At 36.0% G+C, this 25,271-nt stretch carries 19 protein-coding genes; 11 read left to right on the top strand and 8 right to left on the bottom strand.

Annotated elements, in window-relative coordinates:
- Positions 1-10 precede the first annotated feature (10 nt).
- From E4N78_RS02780 to E4N78_RS02770, 3 genes are all read right to left on the bottom strand, one after another.
- Complete coding sequence (locus E4N78_RS02780) at positions 11-583, bottom strand: hypothetical protein (RefSeq protein WP_255811559.1); 573 nt, start codon at positions 581-583, stop codon at positions 11-13.
- Between the two features lie 58 nt (positions 584-641).
- Positions 642-986, bottom strand: a complete 345-nt coding sequence (locus E4N78_RS02775; RefSeq protein ID WP_255811558.1) for a hypothetical protein — start codon at positions 984-986, stop codon at positions 642-644.
- Positions 987-1,065: 79 nt separating this feature from the next.
- Positions 1,066-4,350: a translocation/assembly module TamB domain-containing protein gene (locus E4N78_RS02770; RefSeq protein ID WP_255811557.1), complete on the bottom strand. Its 3,285-nt coding sequence runs from the start codon at positions 4,348-4,350 to the stop codon at positions 1,066-1,068.
- 174 nt (positions 4,351-4,524) lie between these two features.
- Here E4N78_RS02770 and tmk point away from each other — a divergent pair, with 174 nt between their 5' ends.
- The 6 genes from tmk to E4N78_RS02740 are packed head-to-tail and all read left to right on the top strand — an operon-like array spanning position 4,525 to position 9,579.
- On the top strand, positions 4,525-5,166 hold the full coding sequence (gene tmk / locus E4N78_RS02765; RefSeq protein ID WP_255811556.1) for a dTMP kinase: 642 nt from the start codon (positions 4,525-4,527) through the stop codon (positions 5,164-5,166).
- Between the two features lie 3 nt (positions 5,167-5,169).
- On the top strand, positions 5,170-5,784 hold the full coding sequence (locus E4N78_RS02760) for a hypothetical protein (RefSeq protein WP_255811555.1): 615 nt from the start codon (positions 5,170-5,172) through the stop codon (positions 5,782-5,784).
- 53 nt (positions 5,785-5,837) lie between these two features.
- Entirely contained in the window at positions 5,838-6,467 is a 630-nt protein-coding gene (gene rpe / locus E4N78_RS02755) for a ribulose-phosphate 3-epimerase (RefSeq protein ID WP_255811554.1), read from the top strand.
- On the top strand, positions 6,464-7,423 hold the full coding sequence (locus E4N78_RS02750) for a tetratricopeptide repeat protein (protein WP_255811553.1): 960 nt from the start codon (positions 6,464-6,466) through the stop codon (positions 7,421-7,423). The genes rpe and E4N78_RS02750 overlap by 4 nt, the downstream gene beginning before the upstream one ends.
- Complete coding sequence (locus tag E4N78_RS02745) at positions 7,423-8,475, top strand: hypothetical protein (RefSeq protein WP_255811552.1); 1,053 nt, start codon at positions 7,423-7,425, stop codon at positions 8,473-8,475. The genes E4N78_RS02750 and E4N78_RS02745 overlap by 1 nt, the downstream gene beginning before the upstream one ends.
- A 3-nt stretch (positions 8,476-8,478) precedes the next feature.
- Positions 8,479-9,579 carry a tetratricopeptide repeat protein gene (locus E4N78_RS02740; RefSeq protein WP_255811551.1) on the top strand — a complete coding sequence of 367 codons (1,101 nt, stop codon included), beginning with the start codon at positions 8,479-8,481 and terminating at the stop codon, positions 9,577-9,579.
- On the opposite strand, the gene E4N78_RS02735 is transcribed toward E4N78_RS02740, so the two are convergent.
- The 3 genes from E4N78_RS02735 to lysS all read right to left on the bottom strand — a co-directional run bounded on the left by E4N78_RS02735 (position 9,576) and on the right by lysS (position 14,064).
- Positions 9,576-10,712, bottom strand: coding sequence for a sigma 54-interacting transcriptional regulator (locus E4N78_RS02735; protein WP_255811550.1), 1,137 nt, complete (start codon positions 10,710-10,712; stop codon positions 9,576-9,578). The genes E4N78_RS02740 and E4N78_RS02735 overlap by 4 nt on opposite strands.
- An 88-nt stretch (positions 10,713-10,800) precedes the next feature.
- Entirely contained in the window at positions 10,801-12,456 is a 1,656-nt protein-coding gene (locus E4N78_RS02730; protein WP_255811549.1) for an ABC transporter ATP-binding protein, read from the bottom strand.
- A gap of 21 nt (positions 12,457-12,477) precedes the next feature.
- Positions 12,478-14,064: a lysine--tRNA ligase gene (gene lysS, locus E4N78_RS02725; protein WP_255811548.1), complete on the bottom strand. Its 1,587-nt coding sequence runs from the start codon at positions 14,062-14,064 to the stop codon at positions 12,478-12,480.
- 130 nt (positions 14,065-14,194) lie between these two features.
- Here lysS and E4N78_RS02720 point away from each other — a divergent pair, with 130 nt between their 5' ends.
- The 5 genes from E4N78_RS02720 (at position 14,195) to E4N78_RS02700 (ending at position 22,179) form a co-directional block, all read left to right on the top strand.
- Positions 14,195-16,093, top strand: a complete 1,899-nt coding sequence (locus E4N78_RS02720) for an MFS transporter (RefSeq protein WP_255811547.1) — start codon at positions 14,195-14,197, stop codon at positions 16,091-16,093.
- Between the two features lie 152 nt (positions 16,094-16,245).
- Entirely contained in the window at positions 16,246-16,884 is a 639-nt protein-coding gene (locus E4N78_RS02715; protein ID WP_255811546.1) for a hypothetical protein, read from the top strand.
- A gap of 47 nt (positions 16,885-16,931) precedes the next feature.
- Positions 16,932-19,628, top strand: coding sequence for an efflux RND transporter permease subunit (locus tag E4N78_RS02710; protein ID WP_255811545.1), 2,697 nt, complete (start codon positions 16,932-16,934; stop codon positions 19,626-19,628).
- A complete protein-coding gene (locus tag E4N78_RS02705; RefSeq protein ID WP_255811544.1) occupies positions 19,621-20,406 on the top strand; it encodes an outer membrane lipoprotein-sorting protein in 786 nt (261 codons plus the stop codon). Before E4N78_RS02710 ends, E4N78_RS02705 begins: the two co-directional genes overlap by 8 nt.
- Positions 20,407-20,436: 30 nt before the next feature.
- On the top strand, positions 20,437-22,179 hold the full coding sequence (locus tag E4N78_RS02700; RefSeq protein ID WP_255811543.1) for a DUF1302 family protein: 1,743 nt from the start codon (positions 20,437-20,439) through the stop codon (positions 22,177-22,179).
- A 71-nt stretch (positions 22,180-22,250) separates the two neighbouring features.
- On the opposite strand, the gene E4N78_RS02695 is transcribed toward E4N78_RS02700, so the two are convergent.
- Both E4N78_RS02695 and E4N78_RS02690 read right to left on the bottom strand, forming a co-directional pair.
- Positions 22,251-23,555 carry a 2-hydroxycarboxylate transporter family protein gene (locus E4N78_RS02695; protein ID WP_255811542.1) on the bottom strand — a complete coding sequence of 435 codons (1,305 nt, stop codon included), beginning with the start codon at positions 23,553-23,555 and terminating at the stop codon, positions 22,251-22,253.
- A 15-nt stretch (positions 23,556-23,570) separates the two neighbouring features.
- Entirely contained in the window at positions 23,571-25,262 is a 1,692-nt protein-coding gene (locus tag E4N78_RS02690) for a P83/100 family protein (protein ID WP_255811541.1), read from the bottom strand.
- Positions 25,263-25,271: the final 9 nt, after the last annotated feature.

Raw genomic sequence — 25,271 nt, 5'->3', positions numbered from 1 at the left:
ACCCCTTAAATCAGTACGAATACTTCCAAGATATAGTCAATCCTGCATCCTGAACAAATAATGTATCCGGACTGCTGGGAGTCATGTGCCATCTCAGGAGAAAAAATGGAGTACTCATTTCCAATCCTATTTCAGGCTGAAACAGTAAATTACCGTAAACAGACTTCTTTACAATATCTTTTTTTATAGAAAGCGGATCGTAATAGCTAAGATGCAGCATTGCATCCGCGTATATGGCAGAACCGAAATACTTACCTATGTAAACACTTGTATTATCAAAATAGTTACCGATTGTCAATGGCTTATCATTAGCCGATTTAAATAAATTTTCTAAAATAACGTTTTGTATCAAAAGACTTCTCAGCGAAAAAACATCTACATGGAGTAAACTTCTGGCTTCTTGTTCAATTTTCTTTAAAAAGCCCATTTGAGCCAAGATATCCGATGTGTTAAGAAGAGCTTCCTTAAGAACATTGCCTTTTCCTAGATCGCTCAAAGCTACCTGTCCCATTAAAGCCATAGTTTCAGAGTCAGACATAGCCGTAGGCGGAGAAGTAGAAATAACAGGTTTAAACCTTTCCAAATCAAGATACTGGTCTTTTGCCGTCAGGCTGATTGTAATAGGCTGTCCGTCAGCCGTTTTATCCCTTTATTTCCGCACGAACGGATATTATGGGTTCTATATTAAGCGGAGTATTTAAAATTTTTAACTCTCCTTCTTTAATATAGAAATTCCGCTTTATATAAAATATATCACCGGTTCTTATCTTTGCATAACCGGACATCTCAAACTTATCGGTTAAGGTGTCAACATTTAAGTTAAAAGGGGTATCCTCAGTATAAGCAATGGCCCTTAAAACAGGAAGATCTGTTGATGGAAATCTAAATTCCGATTTTTTTCCCAGACTCAAATCCAAGTTCATCGAAAATGAAGTTGAATTTCCCGATGAAGAGTCTTTTTGTCTCTTAGTATCTCCAAAAAACACCGAAAAATAGCCCTTATCAAAATGAGCTGCCCCATCAAGGGCTACGGCATCGGGGCTGATGTCTATTCTTACTTTTCCTTCAGCTCTTCCATCCGCCTGAAAAATAATATTTTTTGTTTTTATCCAAGCCTGCGTTTTTTTCCAAGATACCGCAATTTATGGTAGTATAATAAGGCAGCCAGCCTATAAATTCCGAATCCGCCTGAGCCCAGAGGCTTCCTACTTTCCCCGTCAATACGGTATAAGGAACATGTAAAAGTGTTCCATCCAGCGTTATAGGAATATTTACGGGACCGTAAGTATCAGGAGAATAATTAGGAGAGGTGCAGTACAGCTCCTCGCCGTTAAGTTCTCCATAAAAAACAGGATCTTTTGGGCTGCCTTTTATCATAACATTTCCTTTAAGTGCCCCGCTTGAAAATTTTATGATATCATTATTAGGTATAGCATCCACAACTTTTGCAAGATCGGCTCCTATGTTGGTAATTGAAAGATCAATAGATTCCTTTGTAACAGTTCCGTCGAGATTAAAGTGTATCGGCAAGGACTCATCTATGTGCAAGGACACAACTCCGTCATCTGTCTTAAACCCGTAAATATTATCGTTTTCGCCTGCATATAAAGCGATAATATTAGGCTCCCTTATTAAACTTGCAGTTATATCCTGTTCACCATTTTGACCTGCAAAGACCCAATCGCTTATCTTAATATTTATGCTAAAATGAGAAGTCAGATTAAGAGTCTTTTTGAGAATACTTTGTTCAGAGGCATCCTTTAAATCGGCAGTTGAAGTAAAATTAACTAAAACCGACGCCTTATTTTCTTTCTTATCCGTATCGGTTCTATATTTAAATTCGAGTGAAGCTTGCTGCTCAGAAGGACTTATAAGAGCTTTTATGTCATCAATCTTATGCAGCCCCCACCTTAGTTCCGAGTCTGAAATGGAAATTTGATTATTGTCTATAAAAGAAAGAGCTCTTCCCTCAAGGTTTTTACCTTTTAAATTAAAATTAATTTCCTTTATGTCCGATTTTATAGAAACGGCATCTTTATTTCCAAGAAAAACAAATTCAGCATTTAGTTTGTTTTCCTGTTTTTGTTTTTTAAAAAATCTGTTTAGTGAAATATTTTTTATATCACATGTACCGTCAAAATAAATCTTATCCGAAATTGAAAATAATGAATTTAAAAGAAAAAATTCCGTTTTACTTTTGTCGGAAAGAGATATATTAACGGCATATTGATTAACATCCTTATCTAAAATAGGAACTAAATTAAATGCAGCAGTACCTTCCATCTGTTTATTTTTTATACCGGCTTTTACATTATGAAAAAAAACTTCATCAGGTTTTGCATAGCCTTCAACATAAAATTCCAAACTATCATCAGTTCTGGTAATATCCGTTTCAATATATTCCAGTTTTGCATAAGAGCAAGTAAATTCCCAATCCGTCTTATCTTCATACTCAAAGACGGTATCAGCCGAAAAAAGAGAGTTTATAAAGGGAATCGGCAGCTCTTTAACCTGTATTGTTCCCCGAATCTTATCTTTATTATTTTTTACTATGTTTATGTTTAAACCGTAATCGCCGTAAATGCTCAACATTTCATCTGCTAAAAGTCCTGCAATATTATAAGTAATATTATTTAAGGTAAAAAAAGAATCAAAAACAAGACCTTCATTTTCAAAGCCGGAATTTAAGCTGCCTTTTAAATGTATATCACTAAAAAGAATATCTATATCGTTTACATTAAAAGAAGACTCATTTCCCTTTAAAGAAAACAGACTGTAAAATCCGTTTTTTTCACTCGATGCAAGAACCATCTGAATTATATTATATGATACTTGTTTAAAATCGCTTGAAATATAAAATTCATTTGTCATCCGGACAGGAGATAAAAGGTTTTTTATAAAATTCTTTGCAGGTATTTTAATAGAAACTATTGACTCAACAGCAGAATAAAGATTGCTTAAGCTTATAGCGTCTGCAGCCCCATGAAGCTCCAAATATCCCGGATTTTCCTTGGTAACCTTATCTTTTGGATGAGTCCATGTTCCGTCAATATTAAATCTTCCGCTTTGATCTTTTACTGAAAGATATACATCTGTTTTTTTTTCTTTTTTTTCGATAATGCCCTGTATATCTTCAAAAGAAGCACTTCCAAGTTTTACCTGCCTTATATTGGCCAGTATTTGATCTTTAAATGAAGAAACATTTAACTTCACAGTAAAGTTTTCACCTGAGGGCAGTTTAAATTTGGAAACATTTAAATCAAAGTTAGGTAAAATTTCCTTTATCCCATAAGTACCCGATAGGGACAGACCTATATCCTCTCCTCGTATATTTAGTTTTTTTATGTTGATAAGATTTTCATCGCCCTCAGCCTGAAAATTTAAAAAGGAGTTTGAGATTTCTGTTCCCGATAATTTAAATTTTGGAATATCTACACCAAAACCGGTATTCCATAAAAGCCTTTTGTCTTTACTAAAACTTAAATTAAAATTCCCAGTAAAACTTGTATCTTTTAACAATTGAAAAAAATCATTTTTATTTTGGCCTGAAAAAATTAAAAAAGGATGAAAATTTTTACATTCAAGATTTATATTTCCGCTGTTTTCTGATGTATTCCAAGAGCCTTTTAAATCAATAGGCTGAATATCCTGTAGTGTTGTAATGGAAGCTATTTTATCAAGATATGAGGCAAAGATAGAAAATTTATTTACATGGACATTTCCGACTTTGATATTTGAAAAATTTACTATTGAAGAGGCAGAACTCGTATTGGGATAAAAAGAACCGTTTATATTTATAGAGGTACTGATAGCCGGTATTCCGGACAGAATAAGACTGCTATACCTAAAAGAAGAATTTAAATTAAAATCTATCTTAGTTGAATTTAAAACAAGAGTACCGTTTGAAGTATAAAAATTTACCTTTAATCTATTGTCTCCGTAATTTATAGCTATATTCTTCAGCTCAATATTTATGGGCTGAATATTTGTGAACTTTTTTAAGTTTTCTTTAACAAGTTGAAGGATATTGTCCTGAGAAGAATCAACTGATACGATTGCTTCGGCTTTCTCTTTTCCTGAACTTAATATTTTAATTTTTTTTAAAATATTTTCATTTTTTTCGTAATTAAAATCTATAATTCCATCATATACGCCTGCATATGAAAAGATAGAGGAAAAATCTTTTTTAAGTAAAGAATATAACCTATAATCAAAATACAGTAATGAAAATTGAGCTATTTTTTCCTCTGTTTCAGCATTATAAATATTTAGATCCCTTATCTTTATTCTGTTAAAAAAAGAAGGGGAGATAGAAGAATAGGTAATTTTAACCTCAAATTCTGGTCTCAAGCGTTTTAATTAAGTTATCCCTTATATATACCAGCCTTTCTTCCATAGCTTTGACGACGGGCCGGAACACCAGCAAGGAACTTATAAATATTGTGAGAAAAATTAAAATTTCTATAATGCGCCTTTTCTTTATATTTTCCACTTAACTACTATTATATCAAAAAAAAAAATGTTATGATAGGTATCATGATATTACCCAACTTTATTGTATTTGAAGGGATAGACGGCTCAGGCACAACAAGCCAGATAAGGCTTTTAAAAGAAAGGTTTGAGGCCGAAAAAAAGGAAAATCCTGCCTTTTTTACCCAAGAACCGACAACGAGCCCTATAGGCTCTTTAATCAGATCTGCCCTTCAAGGCTCCTTTAAGCTTGCTCCGGAAACCATGACCCGTTTATTTGCTGCCGACCGATGTGAGCATATTTACGGAATTAAGGGCATACTTGAACAATTACAAGACGGAAGGGTTGTCATATCGGATAGATATATTTTTTCAAGTCTTGCATACCAAAGTGCTGCAGGAGCGGCAGACCTTGCAATACATCAAAACTCAAGCTTCCCTCTGCCTGAGTTTTTATTCTTTTTTGATTTACCGGTAGATATTTCGATGAGCAGGGTAATGGAAAGAAGTAATTTGCTTGAAATATATGAAGAAAAGAGCTTTCAGTATAAAGTACAAAGAGAATACAAAAAAATAATAGATGAATACCGTATAAAAGAACCTGAAATGAATATAATAAGCATAAACGCCGTAGATCAAATTGAAGAAATTCACGAAAAATTATGGAGTATTATAAAAGATTTGCCGAAAATATAAAAGATGAAAGGAAAAACCTTCTTTTTTGTATGTTTATGTTTTTTTACTTATCTCAATAGCCCTGTTTTTCCGTATTTTGTGGAATACAAAGAACAATATTATAAGCTTTATCATATACACTATGCACAGGAACCTGATGATATAGTCGAAAATATTTACTGGCTTGAAAGGGCTATAAACGCCGATTTTTGTAATCCCCTTTATGCCCTAGGCAAAATTTCTACAAAAAAAGAGTGGGAAAAATACAGGAATATGTTTATGATGCATCTTAACCTAAAAATGGTAGAACAGCATTTAAGGCTGGGAAGCAAATTCGATAAGGAGATTGCATATTTTTATAATTATCCATGGAAAGAACAAAACATAGAAAGCCTTTCTAAAGCTGAAGAGCTTTATCAAACAGCCCTTATCTATTGGTATGAGGCAAAACTATGGGCTGAAAAGGCCAATATAAAAGAATTTCAATTTTTATTTTTAGATGACTTGCCTTCGTGGGAAAATGAAAGAGAGCGTATAGCCTTAGGCGATTTAAACTACGAAAGGACAATAAAAAGAGAGCTCCTCCGCCTTCAAAAAGTACGAGAAGATTTTATGAACATGAATGATACTACTTACTGATTTTTAGGATTTCCCTATTTACATATATTCATTTGTTTGCTAATATGGAATGTATGGATAAGTGTTTTAAATTAAGCCCTTCACTTTTGAGTGCAGACTTTTCAAAGCTCGGTGAAGAGTTGACATATATAGAAAAAAACGGCGGAGACTGGGTTCATATAGATGTCATGGATGGGCATTTTGTACCCAATCTGACTTTTGGAGCGCCGGTAATAAAATCTATACGCAAAAGCTCCAACCTTATTTTTGATGTACATCTAATGGTAAGTGAGCCGCAAAATTTTGTGGCCGATTTTGCAGAGGCGGGAGCCGATTATTTTACATTTCACACAGAAGCCTGCGTCCATGCTGACAGGCTTATAGCAGACATTCGGTCTCATGGAATGAAAGCCGGTATAAGTATTGTACCTACAACGCCTGTCGGAATGATTACGGAAATAGCCCCATTGGTTGACCTAATTTTGGTTATGAGTGTTAATCCGGGCTTCGGCGGGCAAAAACTGCTTCCATATTGCCTAGAAAAGGTAAAAGACTTAAAAACATTACGCGAAAAAAAAAGCTGGAAGTATTTGATTTCAGTCGACGGCGGAATTGATTCAAAGAACATAAAACAGGTTTTGGATTCGGGAGCCGATGTAATAGTTTCAGGCTCTGCATTTTTTTCAGGAGATTTACGGATATGAAAAAATTTCTTTATTTGTTTTTTTTACTTTTTACCTTAAATGCTTTTACACAAACCTATACGGACTATGTTTCATCGGGATTAGACGCATATGCCCGATCGGACTGGCCTTCTGCAGTCCTAGCATTTCAAAAAGCAATAGAAACCTCAAAAAATTCTTTAGATGAGCCGCTTTATTGGCTTATCATGACAAATGCTTCTGCGCGGAATTATTCCGCGGCTTTAAAAGATGCCGAGGATTTTTTACGCCGTTTTACGAACAGCTCAAAAACCGCTGAAGTTATTTACCAACAAGGACGGATATGCTGCCTCTCGTCAAAATATGAGCAATCCATAAATATTTTATACGGCTTTTTAAGAAAATATCCTAACCATAGACAAACTGCATCTGCATATTATTGGATAGGAGAAAACTTATACATGGTAGGAAGGCTAAAAGATGCAAGAAGTATTTTTTCAAGGGTTATAATCGACTATCCTTCTTCTGCAAAGGTTGAACCTGCCCGCTATAAAATAGCCCTAATAGATCAAACTTCTACACAAGATGAACTTTTAAAACTATTAAAAATAAGCCATGAAGAATTATTAAAACTGGCTGAAGAGTCTGAAAAAATTAAAAAGACTTATGAGCAGACTATAGCCGCATATCAAAAACAATCAATGGATGGCGGAGGAGATATAAGAATTGCAGAACTTGCAGAGCAGCTCAAGATGGAAAGAAAGAAAAATGAAGAACTGTATGATAAAACCGTCATGCTTGAATTAAAAAATCAAGAGCTTCTGGCAATTCTAGCCCAAGATAACTCCAAATATACTTCGGAAATAACCGATGATAAAGAAAGCTCTGCAGAAAATTCTTCAGATAATGAAAAACGCAAGGCTGCGATTGAAGCCTTAATAAAAAAAGCAAAGCTTTTACAGGATATGTATAATAAACTTTTGGAGGAAAACAACTGATGAAACAAAAAAAATATTTTGCAATTTTAATTTTAAGTTTATTTGTGAGTGTTTTATATGCTAAACCTAAACCGGATTATGAACTTGTAAAAGATAATTTAAAATTAAAGGTTTTTAGAAAAACAGGTAATTTTTGTCTTTATAGCCTTTCGGCCAGAGGAAAAGAAAAATATATACCGCTATATGATGACAGGTCTTTAGGGCGTACCAATAAATTCTATGTTTATAAAGACAATAAGGTCTATGAGCTCAAAAAAAGAATAAGCAAACCTGTTAAAATTGAAGCAAATGAAGATTCTATAAATATCATATATGATTTTGATGAGTCTTTTTATGTTATTCAAAAACTTTCATTTACGGATAAAAGCTACGGAACAAGCGGCCCGCTTTTAAAAATTGAAACTATAATTGAAAACACAGGCGGAGAGATTTCGGAATTTGCACTTAAAGCACTCTTTGATACTAAACTGGGAGAGAATAGAAATATTCCTCTTTATACGGATCTTAGAGCAGGAATTTTCAAAGAAACCGTTTTAGAACCGGCCCTTGAAAAAGACTCTGCCGTTATTTCCGCAAATTCGGATGCAGCTTGTTTGTTTTTAATCAATCATACGGGGGCTTCCATCCCTCAGCATATATATGTTGCAAACTGGGAAAGACTTCAAAGCATAAAATGGCAGCCTTCTATAGTTCAGGGCAGACTTTTTAGCACAAAATATTTTCATAACGATTCAGCCTTACTCTTTGTTTGGCCCAAAGCAGCCTTAGAACCATTATCAAAAATGACAATCACAATGTTCATCGGCTGCTATGACTTTTTGAGAAAAAATATAAAAGCCGAAAAAGAACCGGATAACAAGGAAAGCGAAATAACTGCGCCTCAAAAAAATATTGAACCTGAAAGTCCTCAAGATTCAAAAGATTATGAAAAAATAAAAGCCTTGGTAAATAAAATTCTTGAGATTGAATCAAACCCGGATATGGCTTCGGATGAGTATATTAATGATCTAACAAAACAAGCAGATAATGCATTACAAAATATACAGGAATAAAAGATGGCTCTATCTGTTGTAGAACAAGGTAAAAAACTCTTAGCTAAAAAAAAATATAATGAAGTTATCTCTTTATTAGAACCTCATGTGCTTGAATATAGGGATTCCTTTGCTTTTCATTTTTATTTAGGACTCTCTTTTTTAAATGCCGGAGATATACAGGGTGCCATGGATTATTTTTCAAGAGCAAGACAAATAAAACCTTCAGATCCAGACTTACTTTCAACCTATGCTGCCATGGCCTTGAGGCGTTCCCTAACAACAGAAGCTGTAGAATATTATTTGCAAGCCCTTGAACATAACCCTAATTGTAAACTTGCAAAAAGGGGCTTGGATCTTATACGCAAAAATAATTCTCCCGAACAGATAGGAGATCTGGTTCAGTCAGGAAAAATAAAATCTTTATACCCAGTCCCGGGAAGTGAAGAAAAAAAAGGCCGAATAATTGCTATAACTCTAGTCTTTGCTATCTCTATTATATCTTTTATTTTTATTGTTCCTTACATAAACCACACACGCCGATTCAATGATAATGAACGGGCCGATATGGACGAATTTAAATTGGACAGTAATGAAAGAAAACATGCCGTGGATATGGAAGGCACATATTTTTATATTTTGACTCAAAACCAAATATTAAAGTCTTATTCAGAAGCGCAAACATATTTTAAGGCTCACAGGGATAATGCAGCTCAAGTTGAGATAAACCGCCTTATTTCATCCAACGCTTCTTTTTCGATAAAACAAAAGGCCAGACTTTTGATGGATTATTTTGAAGAACCGGGTTTTGACAATATAAAAGACGTATACCCTTATAGTCAAGTAAAACAAGAACCTATTCTCTATATCGATTGCTGGGTTGTATGGAAGGGTATGCCGACAAACATCCAAACAGGAAATTACAGTACGGCATTTAACTTATTAGTGGGCTATGACACAAAACAAATATTAGAAGGTGTTGTCCCCGTATTCTGTCAATTTGTTTCAAAAATAGATCCGGATAGACCTATAAGTGTCTTGGGGCAAATAACTATAAAAGACGGAACCATTTGCTTAAAAGGAAAGGGCATCCACCAAAGCCAAAAACCGGCAGAAAACGATTAAAATTCTATATGATAAGCATCTATTTCTTCTCCGCTTGAGGCTAAAGAGCAAGCTCTGTCCAAACAGTTACGAAGCTCTCGTATATTCCCCGGCCAATTGTAAGAGCTAAGCTTTTTTTGAGCGGCATCGCTTATATTTCGGCCTATGTCTATAAGATATCTTTGTACAATATATTTTATATCTTCTTTTCGGCTTCTAAGCGGCGGAATTTCGTGATGTAAAACATCCAAACGGTAATATAAATCTTGACGGAATTTTTTCTCTTTAACCATTTGCTTTAAATTTTCATTTGCAGCTGCTATTAAACGGAAATTAACCTTCTTTGACTCGGTAGAACCTACCGGACGAATAAGACCCGATTCAAGAACATGCAGAAGTTTTGCTTGAATATCCGGTGAAAGAGTTTCCATTTCATCTAAAAAAATCGTACCGCCTTCAGCTTCATAAAACGCACCTTCTTTTTTAACCGCTCCTGTAAAGCTCCCTTTTTCCGTACCGAAAAAAAATGACTCCGCAAGAGATTCAGGAACACAACTTACATTGATGGAAGTAAATTTTTTTGCTTTTATTTTAGACAGTTTATGAATTAAATTTGCAGCTAAACTTTTTCCGCAGCCTGTCTCTCCGGATAGAAGCACGGGCAGGCTTGAATCAGCGGCCCTAAGTATAAAAGCCCTCAACTCAAAAGCGGAATTACTGATACCCAATATTTTATCTTTTAGTATTTCAACATTTTCATCGTTTTTTGTATAATTAAATACAGTGCTGCGGCAGACTCCTTCAGTAAAAAAGGTTTCAATTTTTTCGTAAACATCTTTTAAATCTCTGGGAAGCTCAAAGACTGCGGATACATTATAATCCAGCAAGTTATAATGCCTTTCATCTTGTTTACAATGTATAATGATAAAAATATGCAGATGGGGGAAACTTCTTTTTATTAAATCCACTACATCAGGCAAAAAAAAGCCTCCCGACTCGGCATCTAAAATTACAAAATCACAAGACTTATCTGTTAAGATATCTATTATTTTACTATTGTCAAGAGTTAAATACACATCCCACAAACCCTTAAATTGTTCGACAAAGTTGCAGCCGTCTTCCTCCGAATAAGCCGCATAAACACACTTTCTCATAAATTTATTCTATCAGATTTAAGCTGTTCTTTCAAGGTCTTTTTTTTAGAGATATTTGTAATTTTTGCAAAGACCGGCTTTTCCGCTTCTAAATATCGGCTGATCCTTCTTTTACGGTAATAATCTTGTCTGCCCTAGCCCGCAAGCCTTCGCTTACATGGTGCGAAATTATTATGCAGGTTAAATCTTTTTGAGAGAGAACGGTATTTTCTATTTCGGTACCAGTTTCCTTATCTAAGGCAGAGGTAGCTTCATCCATCAAAAGAATTGGGGAATCCTTTACCAAGGCCCTCGCAATGGCTATGCGCTGTTTTTCTCCGCCTGAAATTTTAGAGGCTCCTTCCCCTATCCTTGTTTCAAGTCCGAGAGGAAGGCCATCGATAAACCTTTGTAAGCCGGCCTTTTTACAGGCTTCTTTTATCCTTTCATCGCTTATATCTTCATTATAAAGAGCAATATTATTTTTGATTGTGTCGTCAAAGATAAAGGGAGACTGATGCACTACCGACACAAGCTTAAAGTATGCGGCATCGGGAATCTTGCGGATATCCGTTCCGTCTATTTTTATAAGCCCCTCATAGCCGGTAAATTTTTTATATAAAAGGCTTAAAAGGGTGGATTTTCCCGAACCGCTTTCCCCGACAATTAAAACCTTTTCGCCTTTTTTTATCGTGAGATTTATATTTTTTAAGGCAGGAAAAGCACTCCGATTTTCATCATCATCTTCACCATCTTGAGGATAGCAAAAACTCATATTTTCAAAACTTATCGAGTCTTCAAAGAAAGTTTTTGCTTCCAAGTCTTTTAAAGAGCTGTCGTTTTCTTGCAAGTTTAAAATTTCATCCAACTCTTTTATTACCGCTTTTGAAGCTAAAAGCGAAGTTATGTAGTGTGTCAGGTTACTCAAAGGGTAAACGATAAAAACAACAAGCTGGCTTGCGGCTATGATTACCGAGATTTTAAAAAAGCCCAGAAGAACCAAAACGGCACCTAAAAAGAAAACTCCTATGTAGGTTATGTTGGAAAGCAAATCTCCGAGGCTTCCCATAAAGCCGTTCATGCACATGTCTTTAAAAGAAGCTTTTTTATAACCTGTGTTCGCATTGCGGTGAAGAATCTCGATTTTTTCCTGAAGGTTATAGGACTTAATCAAATCAAAGGCGGAAAATATTTCTTTTAGACTGATAGTGTAGTTTTCGCTTTTTTCGATATAGTTTCTTTCGGCTTCAGCTACGGGCTTCACCGTAAATTTGGGTACAATGAGCTGGATAAGGCCGGTAAAAAGCACAAAGAGGGAAAGCCTCCAATCCATAATCGAAAGCCAAATAACCGAAACTATCAGCTGTAAAAATGAAGGATAAATTCGGAAGATTGTCCAAAAGTAAGACTCTTCCAGTTTTTCAACATTCTTTGTAAAAAAGGCAACATAGCTTCCCGAATTGCGCGAGGCGTACTCGCTAGTGCTCATAGTTAATATTTTTTTCATCAAGGCTTCCCTCAATGAAAAAACCGCTTGTGCACCTGCTTTTTCACGCACCCTTGTAGTCACAATATTGACCAAAAAGGAGATAACAAGATAGGCTATGGTACCAATGAGGTACAAGTGCAGCTTTTCGATAGTTCCGTTTGTTGCATAGTCTATTGCCAGCATCATCACATACGAAACTCCTACTTCCAACGCAGTGGAAAGGGCCTGCAAGACAAGGTATAAAACCATATACCATGTCTTTAAAAATTTGAACACAATGTTCCTCCATAAAAAGTTTTAATAATCTTTAAATATTTTCTCCAGTCTTTCTTTGCCTATGGTTTTCATAAAGCCTGCAAGGCGCGGGCCCTGATCCTTCGAAACAAGGGCTTGATAAACGGCAACAAACATTTGCTTGGGCTCCAAGCCGCATTCTTTTGCCGCATCGTAAAGGGCTGTCGAAAATGTCTTTTCGTCCATCTCGTCCATTTTAGGTAAAAGGGAATCCCTTATCATTTTAACCGCCTTTGTTTCCGGCTCGGAAAGTTCAGCCTTTGAGCCGTCAGTTCTTAAAGCAAACTTAAATTCTTCGGGAGCACCCCCGTCTGTAATCCAGTTCCAAGCACATTCGGCACGGGTTCTCAGCCTATCAACTTGGGCAGGCTTTACATCGGGAAGCCCCTTTATTACGGCTTCAATATCGCCCGAATTTATCTGTAAAAGATTGCATAAATGCCTAAAAGGAATTTGATAGGAAATACACTCAGGCATTCCGTCTATTTGAGAAAGCTCATAAATTCTATATTCTTTTTCGAAGGTCTCATCGTTTTTTGCCTTTTCGGTCTTCCACGCAATGCGCTCGGTTTTGTCATAGTCCTCGTAAATCTTAATTACATCAAGGTCAAAGCTGATAACGAATTCGGTGTTGGGCCTTGTACCCGCAAAAAGATAACGGGCAACTTCGGGCTGATAAACCTCGAGTACTTCTGCAAGGCTTACAACCTTTCCCTTAGAAGAGGCCATCTTTCCGGGCACTCCCTTTAAACCGATAAAATCATATCGGAAACTTACGGGAGCAGGCCAGTTATAAATGCGGTCGGAAACCAAGCTTGCCGTATCGAAGGAACCTCCTTGTGAGTGATGATCCTTTCCGGCCGGCTCAAAAACGTTTTTCTCAAAAGCCCAGCGCATGGGCCAGTCAACCCTCCAGCCCAGCTTTACAGATTTTGCCTTACGCAGATCCACGGCTTCACAATGTCCGCATTCGCAAGAATATTTAAGAGTCCAGTCATTGTCCCATGATTCTATCTTTGTTGTGTCTTTATTACAGGCTGTACAAAAAACGGAAACGGGCCAGTATTCTTCGGTAATTTTATGAGACTCATCCCGGTAAGTATTTAAAATGTCTTTAAGCTCTTCCCTGTTATCCAAGGCTTTTTTCATGCCGGCTGCATACATCCCCTTTTGATAGCGTTCGGCCTGATAAAGATATTCGGGATGAATTCCGACGCGGGGCAATACGGCTTCTACATCATGCTCGTGGTGGCGTGCATAGTTTTCATCCCTCTCAAATGTATCTGGAACCATCGTAATCGGATAGCGGAGGTATTTTTCCAAAACTTCGGGCTTGGGCATATTTGCGGGAACCTTGCGGAATACGTCATAGTCGTCCCAAGAATAAATAAAGCGCACGTTTTTTCCGCGGGAGCGCAAAGCCCTCACAACCAAATCGACGGAAATAATTTCGCGGAAATTTCCTACATGAACTGTCCCCGAAGGCGTAATACCGGATGCGCAGGTGTAAACATCGAGGTCTCCCCTCTCTCTTATGATTTTTTCGGCAGTCTGATCCGCCCAATGTAATAATTTCTTTTCGTTTGACATAATTTTTTCCTTAAAAACACTTAAATATAGACAAAAACATGGTATTTTATACAAAAAAAGAGAAGGTGTCAATCGTATAATTCTAAATCTTACCTTGCATTATAGCTAAAGCTATTGTATAATAATCTTTATGTTAAATAAACAAAGAAAGATGACTTGGCGGACTTATCTCGCCTATGGGGCTGCCGATTTATACGGCGGAGGCTGTTTTTTTATCGTTACTACATTTGCGATGTACTATCTGGTAAATGTAATAGGACTTCATCCTGTTTTAGCAGGGCTTATCCCTGCTATCGGAAAGTTTTGGGATGCCGTATCGGATCCGATGATGGGTTACATAGCCGATAATACTCCGCAAAACCGTTTCGGAAAAAGGAGAGTTTGGTTTTTGGTATCAATTATTCCAATTGCACTTTCCTTTATCATAATTTGGTTCCCGACCGGAATCGAAAGTCAGGCCGGAAAATTTATCTTTTATACGATAGCCTATATTATATTTTTTACCGTTTCGACCGTTTCCTACATACCCTATGCGGCCCTTTCAGCCGAGATAACTAAGGATTTTTCCGAAAGAAATAAGCTCAACGGTTCCCGCCTTATGTTTTCTTTTATAGCTACCCTTTTGGGCGGGCTTTTGGCTCAGCCGATTATCGATGCCTTTCACGGCAGTATGATGGGCTACTTTGTAATGAGTATAGTTTTTGCCCTTATCTTTGCCCTTCCATGGATTCCTCTTTATTTTGAAACATGGGAATTGCCGGAAGAAAAGAGCCAAAAAAAATCGGATGCTAAATTTATAAAAACCTTTTTATCCCTTTTTAAAAGCAGGTCTTGCAGAATTCATATTGCGATGTATGTCTGCTCCTACGGAGCTTTGGATATAGTTATGTCTTTGGTCTTGTTCTATATTGTGGATTATCTAAACCGCGGAAGTGTTTTTGTAATAGCCCAAGGTGCGCTCTTACTAACAATGATGGCGACCCTGCCCATTCATAACCGCATAATAAACAAGAGAGGGCATAAACCCGTCTATGTTACAGCCCTAATCATCTTTGCCGTTTCTATAGTCCTTATGTCTTTCCATACGCCTCAAACAAATCCGGTCTTTTTGATATTGAACATGGTGCTTATGGGTGTCGGAATTTCGGCAAACAATTTGATTCCTCATCAGCTTCTTCCCTTTTTGTCTGACATCGACAAACTTATGAGCGGAGAAAATCGAGCCGGAACCTATTCGGCTGCGATGACTCTTACCCGAAAACTTTTTTTAGGTTTGGTGATAATGACCACAATAGGCTTTGTTTTAAGCGGTATAGGTTATAAAAATCCGGTACCCTCGATTTTGACTCAAAAGCAATTTCAAGAAGCTCAAAACTTGGCTGTAAAAAATAATGAAAATTTTGAAAATATAAACAAGTATTATTCTCTGCGGGAAGACGGGAATTTCCATCTAAAATACATGAGCCGAAGCACTGATGAGATTATTACTTCTATGTATAAAAAACTAAAAAAGAATGAAAATGCTAATCCTCTTTTTTCATTCTTTGAAGGAAAAAATAACTTTGACGAGATTCCTCAAGATATTTTTGAAAATTTACTTTCTTCTTTTGATAAAAAAGACTTCAATGAAATCGATAAAAAATTCTTGGTAGAATCTTCTTATACAAAATCGGGAGAAGTTTATAAAAAAATCGAAGCTCAAGATTTTTATACAAAAGATGACCTTTATGACTTGAAGGAACTTTTGGATAAGATTGATTTTAAATATTCCGGTATAGGACAGGTTCAAAAACCGCAGCAAAAGAATAGCACTTTAAAGGGCGTAAAGATTTCCTTTATAATAATGCCTCTTTTTATGATTCTTTTCGGTATCTTCTTCGGTCTTAAATTTAATGTAAGCCCTGAAAATCATAAAATAATTCTTGATGAATTAAACAGGCTGGAAGCAGGCGGTAAAAAAGAAGACGCGGACGAAAAAACCAAACAGATTTGCGAGCTTTTGATAGGAGAGCCTTACGGCAGAACATAAGAGCCGCATGAATAAAACCTCCTGAGCCCTAAGGATCAGGAGGTTTTTTTGTGTTTTTATAAAAATTTTATTGACTTTTTACTAAATCCGGTATATATTATAAATATACGACCTAGACTAGAATATGAAGGGGTGTAGTTTTATAATTATATATGTATACTAGACTTACAACAACTAAACTTAATAGAATTTTTTTATGTTTCAGTGAAGATATTACAGCAGCAGCTACTGCAAAAATTACCGGAATCAATCGGAACACCGTAAACAGATATTTTGGAATAATTCGGGAAAAAATACTTAAATACAGCCTTTTTGAGCAGGCAAAAGAAATTTCGGCCAATACTCGTCATATTTCCTATTTTAAAAAAACTAAAATTCGAAGAAAAAAGATACACGATTTTATTGCCGAGCGTCCGGTATTGGGGCTCTTAAAAAACGGTAAAAAAATATTTGTCAGTTTGGTGCATGACGATTCCCATGAAAGCCTCCTTTCAATAATAAAGGGCGATTTGGAGAAGCTTGTTTCCCATCAAAACAAAATTGAACCTTTTAACACTTCGTTGCTAAAGGATTGCGATCAATACAGGGTTTTTTATAATGAAAGTGAAATCAAAAATGAGCACACAGCGGGAATTGAAAATTTTTTAACCTTTGCAAAAAAACGTTTGGCAAAATTTAACGGCTTTTCATCAGGCTCTTTTTTACTTCATCTAAAAGAATGTGAATTTAGATATAATCATCGTGATGAAGATTTATGTGTTTTGATCAAAAAAATTTTTAAAAAATTTTAAATTGTTATAAATACTAAAAAGTAATTATCTAAGGAGATTGGAACTTTATGAATAAAACAAAATTGAGCTTTATTATTTTAACAATTGTTTTAGGTGTAACTGTATTTTTTGCTTTTATGCTTCCGAATATAATTATGGATAATGAATTGCGTCATTTTTTTCCTGAAGAACATGATTCGTACAAACGCTTTAACCGATTAACTGAAGATTTCGGCGATCAATATATAATGGATGTTGTAATAGAAACAAAAGAAGAAACTATCCTTCATAAAGAAACTATTGGGATAATTGCACAAATTACCGAAGACTTGGAAAATCTTGACAATATTGTAAATGTAAAGTCGATAACAAATGTTGATTTTATTACCGATGATCAAGGAACTCTTTCGACAGGGGCATTAATCCCCGAAAGTTTTAATGGAACAAAGAGTGAAATAGATGATCTACAGAAAAGAATTTTAGAATGGCCTAAGGCATATATCGGTACCGTTCTGTCTTCAGATTTTAAAGGCGTACAAATAATTGCAACCTTAAACTCAGACTCAACTCCGCCGGAAGTAAGCCGTATTTACAATGATACCTTAAACATAATTGAAACAAATTTGAGTAAGGATAAAAGTTTAAACTACAAAATTGCAGGAGATCCGGTATTAGGTGAATATGGAAAAATATTTATGTATGCAGATTTAAAAAATCTAATTCCATTAATAACGGTTGTCGTTTTGCTTTGCCTTTTTTTCTCCTTTAAAAATATAGAAGGAACTCTTCTCCCCCTATTGACGGTTTTAATAAGTACGATTTGGACAGCCGGCATTATGTCAATCATAGGAGAACCTCTTACGATAGTTTCAAGTTGTCTTCCGGTCTTGCTTATCGCTGTAGGTTCTGCTTACGGGATACACATAATAAATTATTATTACCAAAAATTGGAAAAGGAACCTCTTATTACAAGTGTAAGCCGCCACCAGGAACTTATAATGCAGACACTTAAAAGTGCCCGTCCGCCTGTTTTACTTGCAGGCATCACAACAATTGCAGGATTTGTTTCTACAATAACAAGTCCTATAAAACCCTTGAAATCTTTTGCGATCTTTAGTGCGGTAGGTATTGTCATCGCTCTTTCCTTAGCTTTTTTATTTATACCCTCTGTTTTAATGCTAAAATCGGTCAAACAAATACAAAAACAGCAAAAAAGAATGAGCCTCATAAATGTTAAAAAGAATGCGCGCCTTGCAGCTCTGGGTGTAAATAAAAAAGGAGCTGTTCTCGACAGATTTTATTCCTATTTTAATAAAAGACAGGCTGTTTTCATTATCGGTCTTTTAGTCATAATAGGAATTTCAATTTGGGGAATTTTTAATCTTAATATTGAGTCGGCATTTTTGGAATATTTTCCTAAAAATTCAAAGATACGCAGTGATGTAGTTTCTATCGATAATACGTATGTAGGAACTACAGGTTTTAGCTTGGTTGTAACAGGACGTGAAAAAGGAGATATGTGCAATCCTGAAATTTTGAAGAGCATGGAAGATCTTGAAAATTTTTTAAAATCAAATCATCCCGAAATAGGCAGCATTGTTTCTTTTACCGAATTTATAAAACGCATGAATCAGGTTATGAATGCTCATCCTATAGAACCTCATACTTATAATGCGAATGAAGAAGGCTCCGATATCGTTGACAGTTTTTTCGATGATGAAGATACTCTTGAAAGTGATTCATACTCTGAAACCGATACAATTGCTTCCGGTACGGTTTCGGTATTAAAAGATAACTTAAATCGGGAAGAAACTATAGAGCTCTTCGTTTCAGCTTACGCTAAAGCTTATGCTTCTTCTAATTCAAGAGAACTCGGTGTATCCGAATTTATTGAAGCCTTAAAGCGTGAGATTAACTATAGGGGAGCGGCTTATTATGAAATACCCGAAGATATCGAAAAATATTCTGTTTCACAAAAAGAAGAATTAAAAAATATTATTTCGCAGTATTTGCTTTTATATTCAGGGGCTCTTGATTCTCTTTTAGATGAAACTCTTGAACCTAAGAAAAGCAGAATGCAGATTATAATGCGGACTCATGATACGGGGAAAATTAAAAATGTTATTCAGGATGCAGAATATTTTGCAAGTACACATTTTCCTCAAGGCTATACTTTAGAAGCTGCCGGTTTGGGAGAGTTGGAAACAGCTATGACTTCTATGATAATTTCAAGTCAAGTATCAAGTTTGGTTTTGGCTGTTGGTATAGTGTTTTGTATTTTATCTCTCTTTTACCGATCTTTTATTGCGGGTCTAATCGGGGCTATTCCTCTCGGTATTTCCATCTTACTTAATTTCGGCATTATGAGTTTAACGGGAATAAACCTTGATATGGTAACAAGTTTGGTTGCGGCTATTGCAATAGGAATCGGAATAGATTACACGGTTCACTTTATGAATAATTATCATAATGAAAGAATAATAAGTGAAGACTTAACACAGGTTACATTAAAAACTCTCCGCCATTCAGGAAAAGGAATTGCTGTAAACGCTTTTTCGGTCGGATGCGGTTTTTTGGTAATGTGTTTTTCTAAATTCGTAGTCCTCAGGTTTGTAGGTTTTTTGGTAGCGGTAGTAATGTTCACAAGCTCCGTTGCTGCATTGACCATATTACCTGTCGTATTAAATATTTTTAAACCATCATTTATGGCTAAACCGCATAAAAATATTTTTGCGCAAAAGCCGAAAGGAGAAACAAATGAATAAGTCATTGTTAAAAAAATCGGTCATACTGTTTGCATTAACGGTATTATGTATCAGCTTTGCCTTTGCTGAAGACGGCAAAAGTATTGTTCAAAAATCACTCGATGTAAAACGGCCTAAGTTTACTCACTCTGCCTTAAAGATGACTCTTGTCGATTCTAAAGGAAATACTGAAGAACGGATGATAGAACAATGGGCAAAAGATCCCGGAGATAAAACAGGAGCTGCCGTTATCGTTTTTAAAAAGCCTGCTTTGATTAAGGATACAAGGTTTTTGCAAATAGTAAATAAAGAGAGGGCTAACGATAAGTGGATTTATCTTCCAGCTCTTAGAACTGTCCGCCGTATTGCGGGGGCAGAGGGTTCAAAACCATTTATGGGAACTGATGCCGATTATGATGATCTTGAAACAAGAAAAATAGATGATGATACTCATACTCTGCTCGGTGAAGAAACAGTTGATTCTTACAATTGCTGGAAAGTCGAATCTGCGGCAGTAGATCCGAAAAGCAGCCGCTATTCAAAAAAAATTACCTACATCGACAAGGTCACTTGTATTCCGGTAATGGCCGAAATGTATGACAAAAAAGGTGCGTTGCTCAAAGTATTGAAGGTAGAAAAACTTGAACAAAAGAACGGATATTGGATTCCTATAAAAGGAAATTTAACGAATGTTCAAACCAAACATTCTACCCATCTTGAAATCCTAAATATAGAAATAGATAAACCGATTAATGATAAAATGTTCACGCAGAATTTTTTAAATACGGGAAGATTATAAGGTATTTTGCGATTTTTTAACGGAGGCATTATGAAAAAATATATATTTATTTGTATGATTTTTGTTTTTCTACATTTTGCCCACGCTCAAGACTCATTTTTTGATGATTCTAATTTCAACGATGAAAGTGCAAACTCGGAAACCGGACAAAGTTTATCGTCGAATTTTGAATTTTCAGGCTTTGCCGCTCTTGGAATAAGATTCTATCCTCACCCTGATTTAAAGCGGGCGGAAGCTGTTCCTAATTTCGGCATAAATTTAAAACACTCTTCTTCAAAAACGGAAATTGACTCTCATTTTAAATTCAATATGAGGACTATTTTAGAATATCCTCTTGATTTTATTGATGAGTGTACAATGAGAGCCTATCTTGGAGATTTTGTATTATCAACAGGAAAGATGAAATTGGTTTGGGGAAGGGGTGATATGCTCCATGTTTTGGATGTATTTAATGCTAACGATTTTACGGATTTTACTATTCCTTCTTATATTGACCGAAGAATAGGAGAGCCGATGATTCATCTAGCTTACAATGCTCCTATATCCTTGCGTCTTGAAGCTGCATGGACACCTCTTATGACCCCCGACCGTGTTTCCTTAAAAGGGCCTTGGATACCTTCTCAAATTGAGGAGGCAAAACAAAAACTCGCCAGTACCCTTTTTGACGGTACATTGCTAGATTTATTTCCATCACAAAAAATTGAAAATATAATGTATACAACCATAAAGGATACTTTAACTGCCATAACATCTCCTCCGGCTAATATAACGGTAAATTTTCCTGTATTGTCTGATGAGGAAATAGATCAAATTAGTTCACAATTTAATTCTCTTCAAAAATTTGTAGTAAAAGCAATATTAAAATCTTTAAGCGGCAAGCCTATTACTATCGATATTTCAGGAACATTAACCGAAGATAAAATAAATGAAATTGCAGAAAAAGAATCAAAAAAATATGCAAAATTTATTATTGAGGAATTTAAAACTTCCTTACAAAAAGCCGGCACAATAATCCAAAACTTTGATTTAGATCCTTTTATAAAAATCGGAATGAACTCTTTTCTTCCCGATATAAATCAGATAAAATACGGGCAGTACGGCTTACGGCTTTCAGGTTCTTTGGGGCCGACCGATATGGCTTGCCAATATTATTTTGGGCATTATAAAACTCCATCTATCGATGTTTCTGCAATAGTCGAAAAAGCTATGAGCGGCGGGAATATAAGAGATTGTGTTTATTACGATCCTATTCACATTTTTGGTATGGATTTCGGAGCTGCAATTTTTATGTTTAATTTTAGATCGGAAGCTGCATATTATATGAGCTATGATTTTAAGGGTAATAATCCTGCCGTTCATAATAACAGCATTCAGTGGGTTTTAGGTTTTGACGTAGATATTCCGCTCAATAACATAAACCTAAATATTCAAAATATAGGTTCTTATATTTTAGGTTTTAAAAATGTAAAAGAAAATAATAAAAACGGTTTTATAGACATGGATTGGAATAAAGCAGAAAAAGCTTCAAACAATAAGCTGGTTGTAAATATTTCGGACTCATGGCTCCACGAAAATTTGACCGATTCTATAACAATAATTTGGGGAATAGAACACAATGATGCAGTTATTATGCCCAAAATAAAATATAGGATAAAAGACGAATTTTATGTGGAGGGAACGGGGGCTTATATTTATGCAAAAGATAAAAAAAGCGAATTTGCTTCATGGAAAAATAATCACTTTGTTCAATTAAGCTTTGAATATCATTTTTAATTAAAGCATAGAAAAAACCTCCTTGAGTCCTTTAAGGATCAGGAGGTTTTTTTTATAACAACTTAACCTTATTAGCCGCCGAAAAACAGCGGGACTAAGAACGAGGCAAGCAGGATTATAAATGCACCTCCCAAGCGGGATGAGATTTGAGCAAAGGGCATGAGTTCCATGCGCTTTGAAGCCGTAAGAACGGCAACGTCTCCAGTTCCTCCCATGTTTGCCATACAAAGACCTGCAGTGATAGCAGCTTCAATAGGATAAAAGCCTACAAGTTTTCCTATAATTCCGGCACCGATAATTGCACCGATTACAACCAAGAGAACAAGTACAACATAAGAAATGCTGAATGCTCCGATAATATCGCCAAGGTTTGTATATGCAATACCTATACCGACCAAGAGGGCTGCGGTAAAGTTTTTTGCGACGAATTTATACCAAAGAGCGCAAGCATTTTCAAAGTTTTTGGGCAAGATATTTACAGCTTTTACAACAGCAACGCTTATAATCATCCAAGCATAGGTGTGGATATTTACGCCGATAAGTTTAAATAGGTTAGATACTATATTTCCCCATGTAAAGAAGGCTGTTGCAATAACGATAGCAATTCCGAACTCCTGCAAAGAAAAATGCCTTTGAAGTTCTTCATCATTAGGAACTTCAAATGTTCCGCTTGCAAGAAGCTGTCCGTTTCCTGTCCAAGAGGGTTTAACCTTACCGAGTTTATCTAGTACACCTCCGGCAACTATTGCAAGAGCATTACCGAGAGCTACTGCCGGTACAAGCTTAGATAAGATTTGCTCTGTGGGAATTTTCAATGCGGATGAAAATACTTGGGAGATCGGAACGGCTCCGGCCCCCATACCTCCGCCCATGATTGGAATACCGACATAAGCTATAGCTTCCGTTGCCTTCATTCCAAAAATAGGAGCTCCTAGTGCAACCAAAACCAATGCTGCTGCAACAGAGCCTATAATACACGGGAAGTAGCGTATAGCAGCTTTAATTAAAAGCTTTCTGTCCATTCCCAGGATAGAACCTGTGATAAGGGCTGCAATGTAAAAGTCTAAAAAACCTCCGCTTTTCATAAAGGTCGAAGTATTTTTTAAAATTCCTTCGGGCAAAACATTATAATAAGCAAGGGCGCTGGATGCAAAGATAATTACGATCGGCCCTCCTCCAAAGAATGTTTTTACTATAGGAGTGTTATCTCCGATAATGTTTAGTACTTCACCAAGTACCATCATCAAAAGAAGGGCTCCTATCATTCCGCCGGGCAGCTTATTCCACCATATGGCAGCAATTACAACTGCCGAAATAATGCCGAAAAGTGTGAGCGGCATGCCAAAAATTTGATACTTTTTCTTTTCATTTACCATAAAATCTTCCTCCGTTTAAAGATCTTTTTTATCAAAAGGTTTTTCGACTTTATCTTCCGAAATTACTATATTTGTTAAATCCGTCAACTTTAATAAACGTATAGAATTAGTATTGTCTTGAATTAATAAACCTCGATCGCTGATTGTTATTGGAGTATAGGGCAATACCTGCACTGCAGACTTAGCTTGAAGCTCAAGATTTTCATTATATCGGCCTATATAGTATTTACCGTTGCTGTCAATAACCGCATAATAATCATTTCCGTTTTTAACCAAAACACTTTCTGCTGCAATATTCTCATTGCTTTGTTTAACAATTTCTAAAGATTTTGCATCAATAAGCACAAGAGCTATTACGGCATTACCCGACTTTGTACCGGCTATTGCCATTAAATTCTTACCGATAATGTGAAGGTTTCTTCCTCTGATTGTATCAATTCCTGAAGTTCTAAGCTCTTCTTCCGTCTTAAGATCTAAAAGAACGAGCTCCGAAAGCATTTTAGATTCGTCTACAACCTTCAAACCGTAGCCCGGAATTGCTGAGGCAATAGCAGCATCTCCTTCAGCTTTTTTTTCAGCCTTTTTCTCTTCAATAATTTTTTGGGTATCCGAGGCAATATCCTTTCTATCGGTTTGAGCTTCTTCTGCCTTTTTCTCGGCTATTTTTTTCTCTTCTTTTACCTCTTTTTTAGTCTCATCGGCTTTCTTTTGCTTCTCATCGGCTTCTTCCTTAGCCTTTTTAGCTTCTTCAGTCTTCTTTTCGGTTTCTTTTTGGGACTTTTCAACTTCTTTTTTCTTTTCTTCAGCTACTTTTTTATCTTCAGGTTTACCTGTTGTTGCTGCCTTTTCTTCAGCTTTTTTAGCCTCTTTTTGCTTTTGCTCAGTTTCTTTCTTTTGCTTTTCAGCGGCTTTTTGCTTTGTATCGGCTTCCTTCTTTTTAGCATCAGCTTCTTTTTGCTGTTTGTCGGCTTCTTTTTTTGCAATCTCTGCACGCTTGGCAGCTTCAGCACTTTCCCGTTCCTTTAGATCAACCATATCTTTACGCTTTTCAATATCCTTGTCCTTATCCTCTTTCATCTTTTCGACTACTTTTTTATCGGAAATTGAAGTTGTATCTACCGTACTTATAGTTCCGGCATATTTTTGATCTGTAAGAGGAATAACTATCTGGGTTTGTCCTGCCCATTGATCGTAGCGTAAAGCTATACCGGCCTTATCCTTCGACAGATTTTTTGTTACAATAGACTTATACTTTTTATTAAAAAAGTCCATATTTCCGCGATAAACGGCATTGTATATTGTAACAAAGTGAGCCAAAGTTGCTGCGTCTTTTTGAGAATATCCGTAAGCAGAGCTCAAATATCCTGCTATGATCAACCGTACATTATTAATATGATCAACACCGGCATCTTTTCCGATAATAAAAATATCGGCATCAAAACCTTCTTTTACTGCAGCATCAACACAATGAATAATAGAATACCTATTCATGTCCCCTGCACGGCCTGATTTTACGGCTCCTGCAAGATTAGAGCCTATGCTTCGAATTGTGTCAACACTATCGACAACATCATGCGGACCGGCGTAGTTAATAAACTCTATGCTTTCATTTTTTACGGAATTAATTTCAGGCTTGTCAACCTCAATTGCAAAACCTGAAAAAATTAACATAAGTGTAAAAAACGAAAAAAACAATAGCTTTCTCATAAGTAAATC

The sequence above is a fragment of the Treponema denticola genome (assembly GCF_024400535.1).
GTDB classification, from domain to species: domain Bacteria; phylum Spirochaetota; class Spirochaetia; order Treponematales; family Treponemataceae; genus Treponema_B; species Treponema_B denticola_C.
The sequence above is the reverse complement of the archived record's forward strand: the minus strand, read 5'-3'. Positions and strand labels throughout refer to the sequence as shown.

Bases quoted from the DNA above. Each gene is read 5' to 3' on its own strand.
- E4N78_RS02740 (WP_255811551.1), top strand. From the start codon at position 8,479: ATGGCTCTATCTGTTGTAGAACAAGGTAAAAAACTCTTAGCTAAAAAA.
- lysS (WP_255811548.1), bottom strand. From the start codon at position 14,064: ATGTCAAACGAAAAGAAATTATTACATTGGGCGGATCAGACTGCCGAA.
- rpe (WP_255811554.1), top strand. From the start codon at position 5,838: ATGGATAAGTGTTTTAAATTAAGCCCTTCACTTTTGAGTGCAGACTTT.
- E4N78_RS02735 (WP_255811550.1), bottom strand. From the start codon at position 10,712: ATGAGAAAGTGTGTTTATGCGGCTTATTCGGAGGAAGACGGCTGCAAC.
- E4N78_RS02760 (WP_255811555.1), top strand. From the start codon at position 5,170: ATGAAAGGAAAAACCTTCTTTTTTGTATGTTTATGTTTTTTTACTTAT.
- E4N78_RS02750 (WP_255811553.1), top strand. From the start codon at position 6,464: ATGAAAAAATTTCTTTATTTGTTTTTTTTACTTTTTACCTTAAATGCT.
- E4N78_RS02720 (WP_255811547.1), top strand. From the start codon at position 14,195: ATGTTAAATAAACAAAGAAAGATGACTTGGCGGACTTATCTCGCCTAT.
- E4N78_RS02745 (WP_255811552.1), top strand. From the start codon at position 7,423: ATGAAACAAAAAAAATATTTTGCAATTTTAATTTTAAGTTTATTTGTG.
- E4N78_RS02695 (WP_255811542.1), bottom strand. From the start codon at position 23,555: ATGGTAAATGAAAAGAAAAAGTATCAAATTTTTGGCATGCCGCTCACA.
- E4N78_RS02700 (WP_255811543.1), top strand. From the start codon at position 20,437: ATGAAAAAATATATATTTATTTGTATGATTTTTGTTTTTCTACATTTT.
- E4N78_RS02690 (WP_255811541.1), bottom strand. From the start codon at position 25,262: ATGAGAAAGCTATTGTTTTTTTCGTTTTTTACACTTATGTTAATTTTT.
- tmk (WP_255811556.1), top strand. From the start codon at position 4,525: ATGATAGGTATCATGATATTACCCAACTTTATTGTATTTGAAGGGATA.
- E4N78_RS02715 (WP_255811546.1), top strand. From the start codon at position 16,246: ATGTATACTAGACTTACAACAACTAAACTTAATAGAATTTTTTTATGT.
- E4N78_RS02705 (WP_255811544.1), top strand. From the start codon at position 19,621: ATGAATAAGTCATTGTTAAAAAAATCGGTCATACTGTTTGCATTAACG.
- E4N78_RS02710 (WP_255811545.1), top strand. From the start codon at position 16,932: ATGAATAAAACAAAATTGAGCTTTATTATTTTAACAATTGTTTTAGGT.